Raw genomic sequence first — 19,227 nt, 5'->3', positions numbered from 1 at the left:
CGCCGGGGGTTAATAAAGGCGCACAGCAGGGTTTATCCCTTCCTCAAGATGTACCGCTGAACCTTGCCACTCGGGGTCTTGGGCAGGTTCGGAACAAAGTGCACCGTGCGTGGGTACGCGTGCGCGGCGAACTTCTTCTTCACCAACGTCTGCAGTTCCTTCTCGAGTTCGTCGTCGCCGTCGACGCCTTCGCGAAGAACGACGAACGCCTCGAGAACCTCACCGCGCAACTCGTCGGGCATGCCCACCACGGCGGCCTCGATGACGTGCTCGTGCATGACCAGCACGCTCTCGACGTCGAAGGGACCGATGCGGTAGCCCGCCATGATGATGACGTCGTCGTCGCGCGAGGAGAAGAAGAAGAATCCGTCCTCGTCCGTCATTCCCGCATCACCGGTGATGTACCAGCGGCCGTCTTCGCTGAATCGCTGCTTCGTCTTCTCCGGCGCATCGACGTACCCGGTGAACCACATCAACGGGCTGTTGTGAGTATCGATCGCCACGCGGCCCTGAGTGCGGGCCGGTGCAATGTCATCCGAATTGTCTTCCAGCACAGCGGCAGACCAACCCGGCAACGGACGACCCATGGATCCGGGACGGACATCGTCGCGAAGTCCGTCGGCCCAGGCGTTGACGATGAACATGCCGTGCTCGGTCTGGCCGTAGTGATCACGGACCTCGACGCCCAACGAGTTCTTCGACCACGCAACAACATCCGGAGTCAAGGGCTCACCGGCCGAGGAAGCGCGGCGCAGCGAGATGCCTTCCGGAACGGGAGCCTTGTCGGCACGCAGACTGCGGTAGACGGTCGGAGCGGCGGCAAAATTGGTGACACCGAACTTCTCGATGATCTGCCACGTCAGCGGCGCGGAGAATCCGGCGTGCAGCAGAAGGCTTCGCGTGCCGGCGGCAAGCGGGCCGAGCAACGCGTAGTACAGCCCGTACGCCCAGCCCGGGTCTGCGGCGTTCCAGAACACGTCGTCCTCTCGGACGTCGAGGCCGAACTCCTGGTAGGCGTGGAACGAGGCGAGCGCGCGCACCGGAACCGGCACGCCCTTGGGTGTTCCCGTGGTGCCACTGGTGAACAACTGCACCATCGGTGCGTTGCCGCCGACTGCCTGAGCAGCGCCCTTCGCGTCTTCGGCATCCTGAGCTGCGACAAGTGCGTCGAAGTCCAACTCGTCACCGGCCGCGCCGCCCGCGACGATGACCTGCCACGCTGCGTCGGCGGGGATGTCCTCTCCCGGCGCGAGCTTCTCGAGCTGATTGGCGTCGGAAATGACCACCTTCGCGCCGCTGGCCGTCAAGCGGAAAGCGATGGCCGGCGAAGCGAACGCCGTGAACAAGGGCACGTGGACTGCTCCGCGGCGCCAGATTCCGAGGAGCGCGACCACCAGGTCCGCAGACTTACCCATCAAGGTCGCGACGTTGTCACCCGGCTCTACTCCGAGGTCGGCCAGAGCTGCCGCGAAACGCGCCGACTGCTCACGTAGATGACCGTAAGTGAGGTCCACCGAGCTAAGGTCTGCCTCGACGACGGTGAATGCAACGCCATCCGCGGGATGCCGATCGCAGAGCAATTCTGCGGCGCTGGCATGCGGGGTGTCGTACTGGTCCAGCAGCTCGCGCACCCGTGCGGTGGGATCGGTGCTCATCAACTTGCTCCTTATCGATCGTCGTATGGTTGGCCCGACCGGTTACGTTGGCGGCTCGTCATACGTACTGTTCACCCCCTATGATCTAGCTCACAAGAGAACTTCACTACCCCCAGAAAGGGGTACCTGCGTGAACCGACATGCTTCGTCACTTCTGCGCCCCCGCGACGGGGACGCAATGCGAGGTGAACTCCGAACAATCGCAGCTCAGGGCGTTGTTCCCGTGCTGTTCGGAGGCGAGGTCCAGGACGGAACCCTGCACCTGAGCGAATTCGTCGGCACCCGCACCAACAACCTCAAGGGCTTGGCCATCCCGCCGCGCTCGGGCATGGGCGGACGCGTCGTAGCCCAGGGTTCACCGATCACCGTCAACGATTACGGCAATTCGCAGTCCATCACTCATCACTTCGACCGTCCTGTTCTCAGCGAGGGCCTGCATTCGATCATCGCCGTTCCGGTCATGGTTTCGGGAAAATCGCGCGCTGTGCTCTACGCCGCGATCCGCGATTCCGCTCCGTTGGGTGACCGCACAGCAGACGTCATGGTCGGCGCATCCCGGCGTCTCGGGATGGAGTTCGCCATCCGCGACGAAGTCGATCGTCGCCTGCAACTACTGCAGGCCGCCGCCGCGACTACCGCCGACGGTATGTCTTCGGAAGAGATCCGCGGAGTCCACGCCGAACTACGCAGTGTCGCCCAGACCGTCACCGACACCGACTTGCAGACCAAACTCCGCGGACTCTCCCAGCGTTTGGCCAACCTGCTGCGTCCTACCGCCGACGCCGAATCCGACGTCACGCTCACCCCGCGTGAAGTGGACGTTCTCTCTCAGGTCGCACTCGGCTGCACCAACATCGAAGCCGGCCAACGGCTTTCCCTTCGCCCGGAAACAGTCAAGAGCTATCTGCGAAGCGCGATGGGAAAGCTGGACGCGAGCTCACGCCACGAAGCCGTGGTGACCGCCCGGAGGTTGGGACTGCTCCCCTGACGGGTCAGTAGCCTTCAGGCAGGGCGGTGAGCATGTCGCGGGTGACTGCGACGGCGTTGTCCGAACTTCCGCCCCGCACAACCAGAGTCGCGAAGGCCAGGTTCCCGCGATAGCCGACGAACCACGCGTGCGATCCCCCTTCGACCTCGGCTTCACCGGTCTTGCCGTACACCTCACCCTGATCTTCGACGCGTTCTGCAGTACCGCTGGTGACCACGAGTCGCATCATGCCGCGCAGGCCGTCGACCATGGCGGGCGAGATCGCCGGGCGCTCACCGTCGATGGTGGTTTCGCGCCCTGAAATCAGTTGCGGCACCGGAGTCGAACCGTTCGCGACCGTCGCCGCTGCCATCGCCATTCCGAACGGACTGACCACGACCTTTCCCTGACCGAACCCGTCTTCGGTCCGCTGCACCAGGTCCGACGCCGGCGGCACCGAACCGGAATCGATCGGCAATCCCACCACGTTGTAGTCCTGGCCGATGCCGAACTGCGCTGCGGCAGTGGTCAACGTGTCTGGTTGCATCTCGCTGGCCAGCTTGGCGAAGGACGTGTTGCACGAACGCGCGAAGGCCGTTGCCATCGGCACCGTGCCGAGTGAGAACTCGTTGTAGTTGGGGACGCTGCGCTCACCGATCTCGATCCGGCCAGGACATGGCACCATCGTGTCGGGGGTCGCCTGACCGGTCGAAATTGCGGCGCCTGCCGTGATGATCTTGAACGTCGAACCGGGCGGGTACTGACCCATCGTCGCGACCGGTCCGTCGCGGTCTGCTGCCTTGTTCTGTGCGACAGCCAGGATCGCCCCACTCGACGGTTCGATGACCACCATCATCGCCTGATCCTTGTTCACGTTCACGGCACGCTGAGCAGCGATCTGAATGTTGCGGTCCAAACTGATACTGAACGACGGAACAGGTTGCGGCGCAGTCTCGGTCAGCACATCGGTGTCGACGCCGTTCTGGTTGACCGTGACGACACTCCAGCCGGCTTTGCCGTCGACCTCGTCGATGATCGTCTTCTTGATCTGCCCGAGAAGGTCAGGCGCGAACTCCGGGTCCGTCGAGACGAGATCCGATTCGTCCGAGACAGATACTCCCGAGATGGCTCCCAGTTGCGCCGATACCTGGTCGTAGTCGTCACTGCGCAGGCGGGTCACCAGATAGTCGCCCTTGACGGCCGTCGAGGATTCTGCGATCGATTGACCCGTCAGAGAAGAATCGAACCGACCGAGAACACTTGCGAGACTGTTCGCGGAACCGATGATGTCGTTGCTCTTCGAGCGATCGAACTTCACTCGGTAGACGATTCCCGGCACCAGGACATCCGTGCCTGAATGCTCGTTGACCCGCGCTCGCGGCGCCGCGGTTGCCCGCAACGACATCGTCTGCTTGTCACCAAGGCGCGGATGAACGTCCGTCGAACTCCACCGGACGGACCAGTCGCCGTCCTTGCGTCCCATCTGCAGCTCGCCGTCGTACGTCCACACGCGGTCTTTCGGAAGGTGCCACTCGTAGGTGTAGCCGACCGTCGCAGTGTCACCGTTCATCTTCACCGACGTGGTCTCGGCAGTCATCGACTCGGCCTGGAGCGCATCCCAGGTGTCACTCAATACAGGACCCGCGGAGTCAGGCCGGTCCGTCAGTTTTGCTGCCTCGTCGATATCCCTGTCACCGAACGCACTCAGGAACTGCTGCGCGACGGGCTCGGGGCCGGCGGGTTTCGGAGTACACGAACTGATCCCCACCGCCAAGAGAATCACGGTGCAGGAGGCCAACAGTTGGGCCGAGCGACTACGAGAGAAATGCCGAGTGTTCATCGAGCCCCATAGTAGGGCGACAAATGCTCCACCCAGCGTAGGCGCGACCATTGCACGCAGCTTGTACGGTCAGTCGAGCAGCACCGTCGAGAAGGTCGCGACCTGTCGGAACCCCACCCGCGAATAGGTCGACCGCGCAATCGTATTGAAGCTGTTGACGTACAGGCTCGCAATGCGACCGGTCGCCATGATCGACTCCGCTACAGCCGCTGTACCGGTCACGCCGAAGCCCTGCCCACGAAATTCCGGGTTGACCCACACACCCTGGATCTGGCCACAGCGAGCAGACATCGAACCGACCTCAGCCTTGAAAACGACCTGGCCGTCCTCGATGTGCGCCCACGCTCGACCAGCGGCGATCAGGCTAGCGACACGGTGCCGGTATCCGCGCCCACCGTCGTTGGCACGCGGGTCGACGCCGACCTCTTCGATGAACATCGCGATCGCGGCAGGCAGATAGATCTCGAGTTCGTCCGAGCGAACCTGCCGGACCAGCGGATCCGACGGACATGCCAACGGCTCGGAAACCGCGAGCAACGGCTGTTCGGGGCGAACCTCCCGCGCAGTTCCCCAATCGAGCTCGAGCATCTCCCACAGCGGCAACGCCAATTCGGCGCGGCCGACCACCGACGAGCACATGCGCGGAATCCGACAGGCACGGTCGGCGAATGCCCGAATGTCATCTGGATCGCCTCGAAGCGGAACCAGGTTCGCCCCGGCAAAGCACAGTGAGGACAACGGCCCGCCTCGACTCCACAGCTCGCCGTGAATCATTCGTGGGTCGACGCCGCATTCTTCGACGCGCGCGGCAATCATGCAGGCCGCCACCGGATCGGCGTCGAGTACCCGTCGGACGTCTTCGAGATCTCGACTTCCGACCTGCTTGGCTCCGAGGAGTTTGAGCATCCGTCAACCCCCTCGACTCGACTGCGCGTCCACGAATATCACTACCCGATCATGATGCACTCAGATTGCCACGAACCTGACACCGACGGGGAAGATTCATCCGGCAATCACTCAACTCACGGTGACGACCGGCGCACCCTCCGAGGCGTCACCCTCCATGCTTTCGGCAATTTTCATCGCCTCTTCGATCAACGTCTCGACGATCTGCGCCTCGGGCACCGTCTTGATGACCTTGCCCTTGACGAAGATCTGGCCCTTGCCGTTGCCGGACGCCACACCGAGGTCGGCCTCACGCGCTTCGCCCGGTCCGTTCACGACGCAACCCATGACTGCCACGCGCAGCGGGATCTCCATGCCTTCGAGGCCGGCGGAGACCTCGTCGGCAAGTGTGTAGACATCGACCTGTGCGCGGCCACACGAGGGGCATGAGACGATCTCGAGCTTGCGGGGACGCAGGTTCAGAGACTGCAGAATCTGGTTACCGACCTTGATTTCCTCGGCCGGCGGGGCCGAGAGCGAAACCCGGATCGTGTCGCCGATCCCCTCCGCGAGCAGCGCACCGAAGGCGACCGCGGACTTGATCGTGCCCTGAAACGCCGGCCCTGCCTCCGTGACGCCGAGGTGCAACGGGTAATCGCATTTGGCGGCGAGTTGGCGGTAAGCCTCGACCATGATCACCGGATCGTTGTGCTTGACGGAGATCTTGATGTCACCGAAGCCGTGCTCTTCGAACAACCCGGCCTCCCACAGCGCGGACTCGACCAACGCTTCGGGCGTCGCCTTGCCGTACTTCTCCATCAACCGAGGATCGAGCGATCCCGCGTTGACACCGATACGGATCGGAATGCCTGCGTCACCGGCAGCCTTGGCCACCTCTTTGACACGGCCGTCGAATTCCTTGATGTTGCCCGGATTGACGCGCACCGCAGCGCATCCCGCATCGATTGCCGCGAAGATGTAGCGCGGCTGGAAGTGGATGTCGGCGATAACCGGGATCTGGCTCTTCTTCGCAATGATCGACAACGCGTCCGCGTCTTCCTGACGCGGGCAGGCGACACGAACGATGTCGCAACCGGACGCGGTCAGTTCCGCGATCTGCTGCAGCGTTGCATTGACGTCGTGCGTCTTCGTGGTGCACATGGACTGCACCGAGATGGGGAAATCGCTGCCCACACCTACCGTGCCGACCTGCAGCTGCCGTGTCTTGCGTCGAGGAGCAAGAATCGCTGCGGGTGCCGAGGGCATTCCCAGTCCGATAGGGATGGTCACGTCTGTGCCTTCTTTCATAGCTTCACTGCAAGTTTAGCCGGGCGATCGCCGCACTACCGCGCGGCAACCGTCACCCTTCTCACACGGTCAGAAGATCTTGATCGGATTGACGATGTCAGCCGTGAGTGTCAGCAACATGAACGCGCCACCGATCACGATGAATACGTAAGTAATCGGAAGGAGTCTGGTGTAGTCGACCGGGCCGCCGGGAATCAAGCCTCGGCGGGCGCGGAACCAATCACGGATCTTCTCGTAGAAGACCACCGCGATGTGACCGCCGTCGAGCGGCAACAGCGGCAGGATGTTGAAAACACCGAGGAAGAAGTTGATCGATGCGAGCAGTCCGACGAACGTCGCCCACTGTGCACGGTCCGCCGCTTCACCGCCGATAACGCTTGCACCGACCACGCTGATAGGTGTGTCCTGGGCGCGTTCGCCGCCTGTCACCGATTCCCACAACGCACCGACCTTTGCCGGCAGATCAGCCATGGCCTTGACCGATTCGACCAGAGTGAAGCCGGTGAAACTCAGGGTGCCCGGAACTGCGCTGAAAGCGTTGAACTGGAGCAGGGGTGGCGACACGGTACCCAGGCTCATTCCGACCGCGCCCACAGTCGCCGAACGCAAATCACCTGTTGCCGGATCCGTCACCCACCGCTGCGCTTGTTCTACGACGACTGGAATCGTTAGATCCTGCCCGTCGCGTTCGACGCTGAGCACTGCAGTACCGGTGACCGGCTGCAGTTTGGCCACCACATCGGCCGATGTCGACACCGGTTGGCCATCAACGGCTGTGATCACATCCGACGGCTCCAACCCAGCCCGTTGCGCCGGACCGTCACCGGAGCAGGTCGCCAGAGTTCCGTCTTCGGACTGCGTCGGTGCGACGCACGACAGACTGCCCACCTTCGCCAACGTATCCCCGCTGCGATCCGGCAGGCCCCAGCCGAGAGCCAGCCCGTACAGCAGCGCAAACCCGAGAATGAAGTTCATCGCGATACCGCCGGACATGACGACGACGCGCTTCCACGCCGCCTTCTTGTACATCGCGTGCGGCTCTTCTTCAGGCGTCATCTCGTCGAGGGCCGTCATGCCCGCGATGTCGCAGAATCCGCCCAGCGGCAGCGCCTTGAGGCCGTACTCGGTCTCACCTCGACGGAACGAGAAGATTTTCGGTCCGAAGCCGATGTAGTAGCGGCGAACCTTCATTCCCAAAGCCTTGGCCGTCCACATGTGACCGGCTTCGTGCAGGGCGATGGACACGCCGATGCCGAGGGCAAACAGCACTACGCCCAGTGCAAAAACCATGAAAGCTCTAGCCCTCCTGCTTCACGAGCTGACGCGCTCGTGTGCGTGCCCAGCCGTCTGCGGCCAGAACGTCGTCCACGGTAACCGGTTCTGCGGACCATTGACCTGCATCGTCGAGAACAGCAGCCACCGTGCGGACGATCGCCGGGAAGGAAATGACACCGTCGAGGAATGCCTGAGCCGCCACTTCGTTGGCCGCGTTGTAGATCGCGGTGAAGCAACCTCCGGATTTTCCTGCGCTTCGCGCCAGATCGACGGCTGGGAACACCGACGAATCGAGCGGCTCGAATTCCCAGGTGGAGGCGGTGGTGAAGTCGCATGCCGACGCCGCACCTTCGATGCGGTCCGGCCAGCCGAGAGCGAGAGCGATCGGGAGCTTCATGTCCGGTGGACTCGCCTGTGCCAGCGTCGATCCGTCGAAGAAGGTCACCATGGAGTGCACGATCGATTGCGGATGCACGGTGACGTCGATGCGGTCGTAGTCGATCCCGAACAGCAGGTTCGTCTCGATCAACTCGAGGCCCTTGTTGACCAGAGTTGCCGAGTTGAGGGTGTTCATGGGGCCCATCGACCAGGTGGGGTGCGCTTTTGCCTGAGCCGGATTCACACTTTCGAGCTCCTCGGCGCTCCAGCCACGGAACGGCCCACCCGAAGCGGTGAGAACCAACCGGGCCACTTCGTCGCCTGTTCCACCACGTAGGCACTGGGCAAGCGCCGAATGCTCCGAGTCGACCGGCACGATCTGACCGGGGGCGGCGGCTTTCGTCACCAGCGCTCCGCCGGCGACAAGCGATTCCTTGTTCGCCAGCGCCAGGCGCGCTCCCGAGTTCAAAGCCGCCAGTGTCGGTTCGAGTCCCAAAGAACCGACGAGCGCATTGAGGACAACATCGGCACCGCTGTCCCGAACCAGTTCCGTCACGGCGCTCGGTCCCGAACGGGCGGTTACCGATTCCAGCGCCGATGCCGCTGCAGGATCGGCGACGGCGACGTCCGTGACGCCGGTTGCACGAATCTGTTCGGCCAACAACTCGACGTTGTTGCCGCCCGCTGCAAGACCGACTACTTCGAAACGGTCGGGGTTGGCAGCGATGACCTCCAGCGCTTGGGTACCGATCGAACCGGTACTGCCGAGGAGGAGGACGCGGGTACGTGTGGTTTCCTGCACTCGCCCATTGTTCCTGATAACACCTGAGAACAACCTTATCGACGCCCAACTACGTACGACAGGCAGTCGTATGTCACCATATTGGGCAGTAGTGCAACCGAATGAGCAGGAGGATCGACCGTGGCCGATACCCAGTTGGACGTCAAGTCCAGCGCCCCCGTCGTGGTCTCGCACGTCGATGAGGCCGAGGTTCCCTCTGCCGCATGGGGGTGGAGTGGTGAAGGACTCAAGTTTTTCCGTTTCCTCGGATGGTTCTTCGCAATATTCCTGCTTCTGATGATGATCGGAAACCATCACGGCAAGGTCGAGGATCTGTGGCTCATCGGCACCGCCGGATTGATGATCTTCATTCTGGTCCGCGACATCGTCATCCGTCGCCGCCCGCGCTAGAAACCTGACAAAGAGAAGGCCTCCACGAACGAAAGTTCGTGGAGGCCTTCTCTTTACGTGTTTCAGGCCTGGAACGTTTCAGTTCTCGGCTGCCAGCTGGCCACAGGCTGCGGCGATTTCCTGACCGCGCGTATCGCGCACCGTGCACGAGACGCCCTGGGCGATGACCCGACGCACGAACTCACGCTCGACGTCCTTGGGGCTCGCGTCCCACTCGCTGCCCGGAGTCGGGTTGAGCGGAATCAGGTTGACGTGCACCAACCCGCCGAGTGCTTTCTTCAGCTTCTTGCCCAGCATGTCCGCGCGCCACGGCTGATCGTTGACGTTCTTGATCATCGCGTACTCGATGGACACACGGCGACCGGTCTTATCTGCGTAGTACCGGGCAGCCTGAAGTACCTCCGACACTGACCAGCGATTGTTGACCGGGACAAGAGTGTCGCGCAGTTCGTCGTCCGGTGTGTGCAGCGATACCGCCAGCGTGACGCTCAGGCCTTCGTCAGCGAGCTTGCGGATAGCGGGAGCTAGGCCGACGGTCGAGACCGTGACGGACCGCTGAGACAGGCCGAGGCCGTCGGGTGCAGGCGAGGTGATCCGTCGTACCGCTGCCACCACGCGCTTGTAGTTCGCCAAAGGCTCGCCCATACCCATGAACACGACGTTCGAGAGGCGTCCGGGGCCGCCGGCAACTTCACCGTCGCGCATGGCAGCCGCTGCCTCGCGAACCTGATCGACGATCTCGGCGGTCGAGAGGTTGCGGTCGAGGCCGCCCTGACCCGTCGCACAGAACGGGCAGGCCATTCCGCAGCCTGCCTGACTCGAGATGCAAAGTGTTGCCCGGTCGGGATAGCGCATCAAGACGCTTTCGAGCAGCGTTCCGTCATGTGCCTTCCACAGGGTCTTGCGAGTGTCGCCCGAATCGCACGCGAGGTGCTTGATCGGGGTCAACAAGGTCGGGAACAGCGACTCCCCAACCTTCTCGCGCACCGATGCGGGGAGATCGGTCATCTTCTCCGGATCGGCTTCCAGCCGCGCGTAGTACTGACGCGCCAGCTGATCGGCCCGGAAAGCCGGAAGGCCGAGCTCTTTCACCGCTTCTTTGCGCTCGGCGGAATCGAGATCGGCGAGGTGCCGTGGAGGCATTCCGCGCTTGGGTGCAGTGAAAACGAGGGGAAGAGAGGCAGCCATAGTTACACCATTGTCCCATTGTTTTGGGGTGCTACCCCACTGCCACCCGATTGTGGCCGGATTACCCGTGCAACTTCGCGCAGGTTGAGTGATGATCATGTCATGTCAACCACACCAGAGGATCCGTCGAATTCCCCCGTGTACGGCCCAGCCGACGGTTTCGGCCCCGATCCGGAACTTCCGAAGGTGGACGAGAACAAGGCAGTGGAAAAACACGATCCGGAACCGACACTGACGCCTGAACCGGTGCCGACCGGAACGTCGGTCACCGACCGAACCAGGGCTGCGACGACCTGGGTTGGCCTGGTCATAGGTGCAATCGTGTTGATCTTACTGCTGGTGTTCATCCTGCAGAACCTCGAGAGCGTCTCCGTCAAGATCCTCGCCTGGCAGATCGACTTTCCGCTCGGAATCACGATCCTGCTTTCCGCCATCGCGGGCGCATTGATCATGGCGTTGGCAGGCGGCGTTCGCATCATTCAGATCCGGCGCGCAGCGAAGCGGCAGATGTGACTGAAATCTAGTTACGCAATTGGGTCGATCGATGGGCCAGCAGGCATCATTGATGTCGTGGAAATCACCGGAAAGGCCCTGATGTGACTACTCACATGGAGAGACCTGTGACCTCGCGAATTGCCCCGCAGCAGGCAAGATCCTGGCTCCTCGTCCCCGCGTCCAAACCGGACACCTTCGACGCCGCACTCGCGAGTGCGGCCGACGCCGTCATTCTCGACCTCGAGGATGCCGTCACCGCACCCAACAAACCAGCTGCCCGCCGCGATGTCGCCGCATTCCTGAGCGAACACAATCACGCCTGGGTTCGGATCAACGACGCCACGACACCGTTCTGGGAAGAGGATCTGGCCGTACTCGCGGGCCTCCCCGGACTCGAGGGTGTCATGCTCGCAAAGACCGAAAGCGGTCAGCAGGCCGACGCCACAGCCGAGCGACTTCCCGACGGCACCAAGATTCTTGCTCTCGTCGAATCCGCGGTGGGACTCGAGGCTGCGCCCGAGATCGCACGCACTGACGGCATCTTCCGTCTCGCATTCGGCAGCGGCGACTTCCGGCGCGACACTGGGATGGACGACTCCCCCACGTCGATGTCGTACCCGCGTTCGCGGCTCACCATCGCCAGCCGCGCGGCACGCATCGCTCCGCCGATCGACGGTCCCACGCTCGGCCCCGATCTGGATCTGCTCGCCCGAGACTGTGCGATCACCTTGTCACTCGGCATGGCCGGCAAACTCTGCATGACCACCGCGCAGACTGCCCCCGTCAACGCAGGACTGAGTCCCTCTGTAGCCGACGCGATCTGGGCTCAGAATGTCATCGACGATCTCGGCGAAGACGGCTCACGCGTGCGCGACGGCAGCGACTTGCCCAAGCTCGCCAAGGCGAAGAAGATTCACAAGCTCGCCACCCTGTTCCACATCCCCACCGATCACTGATTTTTTTACTACTGAATCGGTGCAGAAAACGTCAGGCGCTCAAGTCGGAGCGCCTGACGTTCGTCTTTTGAGCCCGCCTTCACGCAAGTTCGAGTGATCGTGGTTTGGACCGAACATGGATCCGGTATCGCACCGTGAAGCCCAATCCCGTTACTTGCGAGAACGCACGCTCGGCAGTCTTCTCGGTGAACTCGATTCCGAGTACCCGCCGCATATCGTCTCGATTCTCGAACTCCCACCGGGTCTCGACGCGCGTGAGCGAGAATCCTTGAGCCTCGAAGAACGCTTCGACCGCCGCGGGATCGTATTTGGGCAGATCCGCCCTCATCCACTCCCCGTACGGGCCGGCGCTCACATCGAGATCCACGATCAGCAAGACTCCCCCGGGCCTCAGGATGCGCATGGCCTCACGAATTCCCGGGCCGCAGCCTTTTCCGAAGAAGTACGCCGTACGGGCATGAACGAGATCGACTGAAGCATCCACCAGACCCGTGGACTCTGCTGAACCCTGGACTACGTCGATCGACGCCGAATCGCGGGTTCGTTCCCGCGCGGCCCTCACCAGCGGTGCGTGCGGCTCCACTCCGACAACACGACGGGCAGTACGAGCGAACTCCGGTAGATGGAACCCCGCCCCACAGCCGACATCGACGACATCGCGTCCAGACCAGTCGACCTGGGCTCGCATCGCGGCCCAGAGGGAACCGTCGACGTCCTGCGCACGGTTCTCGATTTCGTACACGTCCGGCCAATGCCAGATGTTCGGACTGGGGATCGGCTTGGAACGGCCTGAGAAGAAATCACGCACGAGAAATCAGACGAGTGCGTACAGAATCAGCCAGGTGACAAATGCCGACGGCAGGAGTGAATCCAGGCGGTCCATGATTCCGCCGTGGCCGGGAAGCAAGGTTCCCATGTCCTTGATGCCGAGTTCACGCTTGATCTGCGATTCGATCAGGTCGCCGACCGTCGCGACTACCACCAGGACGACACCGAGCAGGACGCCGATCATCGAATTCGCGTCGAGGATCAACGTCACCGAAAGCAAACTGCCGATGACGCAGAAAATGAGGGATCCGACGAATCCCTCCCAGGACTTCTTCGGGCTCACAGCGGGCACCATCGGATGCTTCCCGAACAGCACTCCAGCCGCGTAGCCGCCGATGTCGGAGCACACGACACCGATCATCAAGACGAAGACGCGACCGGGGCCGTCGTCTTCGAGCACCATCAACGCACCGAATGACGCCAACAGCGGGATCCACGCCAGAACGAACACCGTGATGGAGGTGTCTCGCAGGAAGTTCTTCGGGGTCGCTTTGAGCCCGTGGTCGAACAACCGCCACACCATGCACACCAGAACGGTCGCGGTGAATCCGCTGAGCACGCCGACCGGTCCCCACGGCCAGCCGAGCCAGATCGTGGCTTGCCCGCCGACGAGAAGCGGAATTCGCGGCACCTCGATGTCGGCTTCACGAAGCCGCGTGGTGACCTCCCACGTCGCGATGAACATCGCGATCGCAACGACAGCGATCCATCCCGGGGGCAGGAAGATCAAAGTGCCGATGACCAAGGCGCCGAGGCCAGCTCCGACGCCGATGGCGGCAGGTAGGTTCCTGCCCGCCTTCGACTTCGGCGGTTGCGCGCCCTCAGCGCCGCCCGTAGGCCCGTCCGTGACGGGACCACCGGCGGTTCCCTCTTGTGCGTGCACCCAAACTCCCTGATCTACTCCCGACGACAAACACTGCAAATGAGGAGGCTATACCTCCATCAACTCTGCTTCCTTGTGCTTGACGAGTTCCTCGACCGTGTGCACGTACTTCGCCGTGGTCTTGTCGAGTTCTTTCTCTGCGCGACCGACCTCGTCCTCGCCGGCTTCACCGTCCTTCTGGATCCGGCCGAGTTCGTCCATCGCCTTGCGGCGGATGTTGCGCAGCGTGACCTTCGAATCCTCGCCCTTGGACTTGGCCTGCTTCACCAGTTCACGTCGACGCTCTTCCGTGAGCTGCGGAACCGAAATGCGGATGATGCTGCCGTCGTTGGACGGGTTCACACCGAGATCCGAGTTGCGGATCGCCGTCTCGATCGCGTTGAGCTGCGAAGCCTCGTACGGCTTGACGATGACCATGCGGGCCTCGGGGACGTTGATGCTCGCGAGCTGCGTGATCGGCGTGATCGAACCGTAGTAGTCGATCACGATGCGCGAGAACATACCGGGGTTCGCGCGTCCGGTGCGAACCGAGCCGAGATCGTCCTTGGCTACCGTGACAGCCTTTTCCATCTTCTCTTCTGCCTCGAAGAGCGCTTCATCGATCACGGCTGTTCCTCCATGTTGTTCTGCATCATTTTTTGGGTGTCACTCACGACTTGATCAGGGTGCCGATCTTCTCACCGGACACCGCGCGAGCGATGTTTCCTTCGGTGAGGAGGTTGAACACCATCATCGGCATCGAGTTGTCCATGCACAGGCTGAATGCCGTCGCGTCCGCGACCTTGAGCTCACGTTCGATGACCTCACGGTGCGTGATCTGTTCGTACATCGTCGCGTCCGGGTCGAGACGCGGGTCGGCCGAGTAGACGCCGTCGACAGCCTTGGCCATCAGTACTACCTCGGCACCGATCTCCAGCGCGCGCTGCGCAGCAGTGGTGTCAGTCGAGAAGTAGGGCATACCCATCCCGGCACCGAAGATGACTACGCGCCCCTTCTCGAGGTGCCTGCGTGCGCGAAGGGGGAGGTACGGCTCGGCGACCTGGCCCATGGTGATGGCCGTCTGCACGCGAGAATCGACGCCCGCCTTCTCCAGGAAATCCTGCAGAGCGAGGCAGTTCATGACGGTGCCTAGCATGCCCATGTAGTCGGAGCGCGCGCGATCGAGGCCACGCTGCTGCAATTCCGCTCCGCGGAAGAAGTTTCCGCCGCCGATGACCACTGCAACCTGTACGCCCGATCGAACGACCTCTGCGATCTGCTCAGCCACCTTGGTGACCACGTCGGGATCGAGACCGACTTTGCCGCCTCCGAACATTTCGCCGCCGAGTTTGAGCAGGACCCGCTTGAATCCTGGACGTTCGTTGGCTGGTTCGGACATTGTTCTCCTCAGTTCGATACAAGACCGTGTAGGTCCTTCATTCTTCTTCTGCCGCCGAATCGGACACCGCGGCATAGGAAAGCCCCCGGGACTCGTCCCGAGGCACTCTCATCCTGCCTCATCGGAGGCCCCAGGTACACGTAGACCCCGCCGGTAGAGCAAATGCTCTTCAGGCGGGGTCCATGTGTGCGGGCTCCGAATTAAGCGGAGGCGCCGACCTCGAAACGCACGAAGCGCTTGATGGTCACGCCTGCCTCGTCGAGGATCGCCTTGACGGTTTTCTTGGAGTCCGTGACCGAAGACTGCTCGGTCAGAACGACGTCCTTGAAGTAACCGTTGACGCGGCCTTCGATGATCTTCGGCAGTGCCTGCTCGGGCTTGCCTTCTGCGCGGGCGGTCTCTTCGGCGATGTGACGCTCGGAAGCGACGATCTCCTCGGGAACCTCGTCACGCGTGACGTACTTCGCCTTGAGTGCTGCGACCTGCATTGCAGCGCCGCGAGCGGCCTCAGCAGCAGCATCGCCTTCACCGGTGTACTCGACGAGAACGCCGACAGCGGGCGGCAAGTCGGAGCTGCGCTTGTGCAGGTAAACGGCAACGGGGCCGTCGAAGGAAGCGACGCGGCTCAGTTCGAGCTTCTCACCGATCTTCGCGGACTGCTCCGCAATGACGGTGTCGATGGTCTTGCCGTCGAGCTCGAGTGCCTTGAGAGCGTCGAGGTCAGCAGGCTTACCAGCAGCAGCGACGGTCACGATCTCGTCGGCCAGCTTGATGAACTCGTCGTTCTTGGCGACGAAGTCGGTCTCGCAGTTGATCTCGATCATGACGCCGTCCTTGGCGACGACGAGACCCTCAGCGGTGGTGCGCTCTGCGCGCTTTCCGACATCCTTCGCGCCCTTGATGCGCAGCTGCTCGACGGCCTTGTCGAAATCGCCGTCTGCATCTGCGAGTGCGTTCTTACATGCCATCATTCCGGAGCCGGTGAGCTCACGGAGCCGCTTGACGTCAGCGGCGGTGTAGTTCGCCATGATTAGCGAGCCTCCTCATGTGTCTGTTTCGGACCTAGGACTAACGGTGAAGCACGGCCTGACGGTGGTGCTCGGGCCTAACGGTGAAACGGCCCTGACCAAAAGAACTCTTGGTCAGGGCCGGTTTCAACGAATCAGGCCTCGGTGGCCGGTGCCTCTGCGGCGGGGGCTGCCTCAGCCTCTGCAGCCGGAGCTGCCTCAGCCTCTGCGGCCGGAGCTGCCTGCGAGAGCAGTTCCTGCTCCCACTCGGCGAGGGGCTCGCCTGCGCCGGCTTCGGGCTTCGCGTCCTTGTCGGCGCTCAGTCCTGCACGTGCCTGCACACCTTCGGCAACCGCGGAAGCGACAACCTTGGTCAGCAGTGCTGCGGAACGGATGGCGTCGTCGTTGCCCGGGATCGGGTAGTCGACGAGGTCGGGGTCGCAGTTGGTGTCCAGGATCGCGATGACCGGGATGTTCAGCTTGCGAGCCTCGGCAACTGCCAGGTGCTCCTTGTTGGTGTCGACGATCCACACCGCGGAAGGAACCTTGGCCATGTCGCGGATACCACCGAGGGTGCGATCCAGCTTGGTCATCTCACGCGTGAGCATGAGGATTTCCTTCTTGGTGCGACCTTCGAATCCACCGGTCTGCTCCATTGCCTCGAGCTCCTTGAGGCGAAGCAGACGCTTGTGAACGGTGGTGAAGTTGGTGAGCATGCCGCCGAGCCAACGCTGGTTGACGTAGGGCATTCCGACGCGAGTCGCTTCGGAAGCGATGGACTCCTGCGCCTGCTTCTTGGTACCGACGAAGAGAACGGTGCCGCCGTGGGCAACGGTCTCCTTGACGAACTCGTACGCCTTGTCGATGTACGTCAGCGTCTGCTGGAGGTCGATGATGTAGATGCCGTTGCGGTCGGTCAAGATGAATCGCTTCATCTTCGGGTTCCAGCGACGGGTCTGATGTCCGAAGTGGGTTCCACTATCGAGCATCTGCTTCATGGTTACGACAGCCATGGCTGTGTACCTCAAACTTTCAATCCGGTTGATGCAGGCGATCGGGTGATCCCTGCCCTGGCACCCGCACGGCCGTCGGACCTGTTTCGTGAGAACCAGGACCAGCCGAGGCCGGAAAACGTGCGCGGGCGCGCGAAGTCGGACTGTGCGAGCACAGACCGCTCGACAAGTGTACGTCCTCGTCCCCCGATGCCATAACCACCCCGGTAGCAACAGACCGAACCGGCGGTTGTGGATCGGCGGCTACCTTGTGGATTACCCGTCTGATCTGCATTGAAGCGTGCGCTACTCCACGCAAGATCAAGGAATGACGATCTTGCGCGGAGCTCGACGAGGCGTGGTATTTGCCGTGATCTCCTGCTGTGTCGCCGTAGGCACTGCGTCAGCAGACACGCGATTCGACTGGCCGCTCGCTCCTCGGCCGCACGTGGAACGCGCTTTCGACAAACCGGCCGAGAACTGGCTGCCGGGTCATCGCGGGGTCGATCTCGGCGGCAGCGCCGGCCAATCCGTCCTCGCGGCCGGCGACGGCATGTGGTGTTCGCGGGAGTGGTCGCCGGAAAGCCGACGGTGTCGATAGATCATCCCGGCGGCCTACGCACGACCTACGAACCCGTCACCGCAGTCGTTCGCACAGGTGAACGCGTCGCAGCCAGGTCCGTGATCGGAACCCTCGAAACCGGGCACGAAGGGTGCGCTGTCGAAGCATGTTTGCACTGGGGATTGCGCAGAGGACGCGAGTATCTCGATCCACTCGGACTGGTTCGGTCGCAACCGCTCAGGCTCAAGCCATTGAAAGGAGGCTGATCGGTCGCAGAAATCGGTCGCAGAATCAGTGCCACTCGGAAACGGCGTGCCGACCCACAGCGTCCGCGAAGTCGTCGGCCACCATCGCTGCCAGTTCCATGAACGCTCGTCTGGTGGCCGGTCGCATCAATTCGAGGTCCATCACCGACCCCTCCGCGAGATGCTCGTCGAAAGGAATGACCTCGACGGCGCGGCATCGACGCATGAAATAGTCCACCAACGCGTCCATGTCGATCACGCTCGACCCTGGTCTGGCGGCGCTGATGACGACGACGGTCCGCTCGACCAGATGGCCGTATCCGTGCAACTGAAGCCAGTCGAGCGTTGCCGCTGCACTGCGCGCTCCGTCGATTGCCGGCGAACTGACCAGAACCAACGAATTGGCAAGATCGAGAACGCCGTTCATCGCCGAGTGCATGATCCCGGTACCGCAATCAGTGAGGATGATGTTGTAGTAGACCTGCAAGATGTCGATGACCTGGCGATAGTCGGCCTCGCTGAATGCCTCCGAAATCGCCGGATCCTGCTCACTCGCCAGCACCTCGAGACGACTCGACGACTGGGATGTGTGCACTCGAACGTCCGAATAGCTCTTTATGTCCGGTCTAGCAGCAATCAGATCGCGCACTGTCGAATTGGTCTGCAGCGGAACACGTTGTGCCAAGGTCCCGAAATCGGGATTGGCGTCAACCGCCACGACGCAGTCACCACGCAGCGAAGCAAACGTCGCACCGAGTCCGACCGTGACCGTCGTCTTGCCCACTCCCCCTTTGAGCGAGAGCAGAGCGACTCGGTAGTCGTTGCGGATCGGCTGCTCGATTCGGGCGGCCAGTGCACGGTTGCGCTGTTCGTTGGTCGAATCCCCCAGATTGACCACACCTCCGGTCGCACGATGCAATCCTCTTCGCCAGCCGCCACGCGGCGTCCGTTTCGGGCGTTTCAGTAAAGCTTCGGCAACCAGATCCTGGTTTGTCACCTGTTGCTGACTCGACGGTGGCGGTGGCGTGGACCAGACCTCTTGCAGTCGCGCCACAGGCTCCGGCGTCGGCGCCGGCTCGGGAGCCGGTTGCGGCGATTCGGACAGCCAGGCTGGTTGGCCGCTGTTCGGCAGGTGCTTCACATCTTGGCGGTTCACGAATCCCCCGGATATCGCATGTAATCGAGTGTCTTGA

The 19,227-nt window shown here is 62.4% G+C and carries 18 protein-coding genes and 1 pseudogene; 5 read left to right on the top strand and 14 right to left on the bottom strand.

Translation table 11 applies throughout. From position 1 onward, the window contains the following. Positions 1–32: 32 nt before the first annotated feature. Complete coding sequence (locus tag KTR60_RS12265; RefSeq protein ID WP_042450797.1) at positions 33–1,655, bottom strand: AMP-binding protein; 1,623 nt, start codon at positions 1,653–1,655, stop codon at positions 33–35. Between the two features lie 178 nt (positions 1,656–1,833). Between KTR60_RS12265 and KTR60_RS12260 the strand changes: the two genes are divergently transcribed. Beyond that, a complete protein-coding gene (locus KTR60_RS12260) occupies positions 1,834–2,643 on the top strand; it encodes a LuxR C-terminal-related transcriptional regulator (RefSeq protein WP_042450799.1) in 810 nt (269 codons plus the stop codon). Between the two features lie 4 nt (positions 2,644–2,647). Here KTR60_RS12260 and KTR60_RS12255 read toward each other — a convergent pair whose 3' ends face one another. From KTR60_RS12255 to dxr, 5 genes are all read right to left on the bottom strand, one after another. Then, on the bottom strand, positions 2,648–4,462 hold the full coding sequence (locus KTR60_RS12255) for a penicillin-binding transpeptidase domain-containing protein (protein ID WP_047271308.1): 1,815 nt from the start codon (positions 4,460–4,462) through the stop codon (positions 2,648–2,650). 69 nt (positions 4,463–4,531) lie between these two features. Then, positions 4,532–5,368 (bottom strand): GNAT family N-acetyltransferase, encoded by an 837-nt coding sequence (locus KTR60_RS12250; RefSeq protein ID WP_003942692.1) that lies wholly within the window; start codon positions 5,366–5,368, stop codon positions 4,532–4,534. Between the two features lie 111 nt (positions 5,369–5,479). After that, positions 5,480–6,637, bottom strand: coding sequence for a flavodoxin-dependent (E)-4-hydroxy-3-methylbut-2-enyl-diphosphate synthase (gene ispG, locus KTR60_RS12245; protein ID WP_007734888.1), 1,158 nt, complete (start codon positions 6,635–6,637; stop codon positions 5,480–5,482). An 87-nt stretch (positions 6,638–6,724) separates the two neighbouring features. Further along, complete coding sequence (locus KTR60_RS12240) at positions 6,725–7,945, bottom strand: M50 family metallopeptidase (RefSeq protein WP_003942672.1); 1,221 nt, start codon at positions 7,943–7,945, stop codon at positions 6,725–6,727. A 7-nt stretch (positions 7,946–7,952) separates the two neighbouring features. Then, entirely contained in the window at positions 7,953–9,110 is a 1,158-nt protein-coding gene (gene dxr, locus KTR60_RS12235) for a 1-deoxy-D-xylulose-5-phosphate reductoisomerase (RefSeq protein WP_064073702.1), read from the bottom strand. A 120-nt stretch (positions 9,111–9,230) separates the two neighbouring features. On the opposite strand from dxr, the gene KTR60_RS12230 reads away from it, so the two are divergent. Continuing rightward, a complete protein-coding gene (locus KTR60_RS12230) occupies positions 9,231–9,500 on the top strand; it encodes a DUF2631 domain-containing protein (protein ID WP_003942762.1) in 270 nt (89 codons plus the stop codon). Positions 9,501–9,578: 78 nt separating this feature from the next. Here KTR60_RS12230 and rlmN read toward each other — a convergent pair whose 3' ends face one another. Beyond that, the gene (gene rlmN / locus KTR60_RS12225; protein ID WP_003942816.1) at positions 9,579–10,688 is read right to left on the bottom strand and encodes a 23S rRNA (adenine(2503)-C(2))-methyltransferase RlmN; all 1,110 of its coding nucleotides are present in this window, start codon (positions 10,686–10,688) and stop codon (positions 9,579–9,581) included. A 102-nt stretch (positions 10,689–10,790) separates the two neighbouring features. Here rlmN and KTR60_RS12220 point away from each other — a divergent pair, with 102 nt between their 5' ends. Then, entirely contained in the window at positions 10,791–11,201 is a 411-nt protein-coding gene (locus KTR60_RS12220) for a LapA family protein (protein ID WP_221741945.1), read from the top strand. 95 nt (positions 11,202–11,296) lie between these two features. Beyond that, a complete protein-coding gene (locus KTR60_RS12215; RefSeq protein ID WP_030535660.1) occupies positions 11,297–12,139 on the top strand; it encodes an HpcH/HpaI aldolase/citrate lyase family protein in 843 nt (280 codons plus the stop codon). Positions 12,140–12,218: 79 nt separating this feature from the next. Here the strand turns inward: KTR60_RS12215 and KTR60_RS12210 are convergent, their stop codons facing one another. From KTR60_RS12210 to rpsB, 6 genes are all read right to left on the bottom strand, one after another. After that, positions 12,219–12,947 carry a class I SAM-dependent methyltransferase gene (locus tag KTR60_RS12210; RefSeq protein WP_054827408.1) on the bottom strand — a complete coding sequence of 243 codons (729 nt, stop codon included), beginning with the start codon at positions 12,945–12,947 and terminating at the stop codon, positions 12,219–12,221. Between the two features lie 6 nt (positions 12,948–12,953). Beyond that, entirely contained in the window at positions 12,954–13,850 is an 897-nt protein-coding gene (locus KTR60_RS12205) for a phosphatidate cytidylyltransferase (RefSeq protein ID WP_003942673.1), read from the bottom strand. A 48-nt stretch (positions 13,851–13,898) separates the two neighbouring features. After that, positions 13,899–14,456 carry a ribosome recycling factor gene (gene frr / locus KTR60_RS12200; RefSeq protein WP_003942777.1) on the bottom strand — a complete coding sequence of 186 codons (558 nt, stop codon included), beginning with the start codon at positions 14,454–14,456 and terminating at the stop codon, positions 13,899–13,901. A 43-nt stretch (positions 14,457–14,499) separates the two neighbouring features. Further along, entirely contained in the window at positions 14,500–15,228 is a 729-nt protein-coding gene (pyrH, locus tag KTR60_RS12195) for a UMP kinase (protein WP_003942722.1), read from the bottom strand. Between the two features lie 200 nt (positions 15,229–15,428). Continuing rightward, on the bottom strand, positions 15,429–16,256 hold the full coding sequence (gene tsf / locus KTR60_RS12190) for a translation elongation factor Ts (protein WP_007734877.1): 828 nt from the start codon (positions 16,254–16,256) through the stop codon (positions 15,429–15,431). Between the two features lie 134 nt (positions 16,257–16,390). Then, positions 16,391–17,248 (bottom strand): 30S ribosomal protein S2, encoded by an 858-nt coding sequence (rpsB, locus tag KTR60_RS12185; RefSeq protein WP_003942709.1) that lies wholly within the window; start codon positions 17,246–17,248, stop codon positions 16,391–16,393. A 307-nt stretch (positions 17,249–17,555) separates the two neighbouring features. On the opposite strand from rpsB, the pseudogene KTR60_RS12180 reads away from it, so the two are divergent. Beyond that, positions 17,556–18,055, top strand: a pseudogene (locus KTR60_RS12180) (M23 family metallopeptidase). A gap of 25 nt (positions 18,056–18,080) precedes the next feature. On the opposite strand, the gene KTR60_RS12175 reads toward KTR60_RS12180, so the two are convergent. After that, positions 18,081–19,190 (bottom strand): MinD/ParA family ATP-binding protein, encoded by a 1,110-nt coding sequence (locus KTR60_RS12175; protein WP_003942711.1) that lies wholly within the window; start codon positions 19,188–19,190, stop codon positions 18,081–18,083. Positions 19,191–19,227: the final 37 nt, after the last annotated feature.

This window comes from Rhodococcus sp. C1, from assembly GCF_020809065.1.
GTDB classification, from domain to species: domain Bacteria; phylum Actinomycetota; class Actinomycetes; order Mycobacteriales; family Mycobacteriaceae; genus Rhodococcus_F; species Rhodococcus_F qingshengii.
This window is presented reverse-complemented; position numbering and strand designations above follow the sequence as displayed.

Excerpts from the sequence above, each read along its gene's own strand:
- KTR60_RS12220 (WP_221741945.1), top strand. The coding sequence starts at position 10,791 with ATGTCAACCACACCAGAGGATCCGTCGAATTCCCCCGTGTACGGCCCA.
- rpsB (WP_003942709.1), bottom strand. The coding sequence starts at position 17,248 with ATGGCTGTCGTAACCATGAAGCAGATGCTCGATAGTGGAACCCACTTC.
- KTR60_RS12215 (WP_030535660.1), top strand. The coding sequence starts at position 11,297 with ATGGAGAGACCTGTGACCTCGCGAATTGCCCCGCAGCAGGCAAGATCC.
- rlmN (WP_003942816.1), bottom strand. The coding sequence starts at position 10,688 with ATGGCTGCCTCTCTTCCCCTCGTTTTCACTGCACCCAAGCGCGGAATG.
- pyrH (WP_003942722.1), bottom strand. The coding sequence starts at position 15,228 with ATGTCCGAACCAGCCAACGAACGTCCAGGATTCAAGCGGGTCCTGCTC.
- KTR60_RS12255 (WP_047271308.1), bottom strand. The coding sequence starts at position 4,462 with ATGAACACTCGGCATTTCTCTCGTAGTCGCTCGGCCCAACTGTTGGCC.
- KTR60_RS12260 (WP_042450799.1), top strand. The coding sequence starts at position 1,834 with ATGCGAGGTGAACTCCGAACAATCGCAGCTCAGGGCGTTGTTCCCGTG.
- tsf (WP_007734877.1), bottom strand. The coding sequence starts at position 16,256 with ATGGCGAACTACACCGCCGCTGACGTCAAGCGGCTCCGTGAGCTCACC.
- KTR60_RS12265 (WP_042450797.1), bottom strand. The coding sequence starts at position 1,655 with ATGAGCACCGATCCCACCGCACGGGTGCGCGAGCTGCTGGACCAGTAC.
- KTR60_RS12240 (WP_003942672.1), bottom strand. The coding sequence starts at position 7,945 with ATGGTTTTTGCACTGGGCGTAGTGCTGTTTGCCCTCGGCATCGGCGTG.
- KTR60_RS12250 (WP_003942692.1), bottom strand. The coding sequence starts at position 5,368 with ATGCTCAAACTCCTCGGAGCCAAGCAGGTCGGAAGTCGAGATCTCGAA.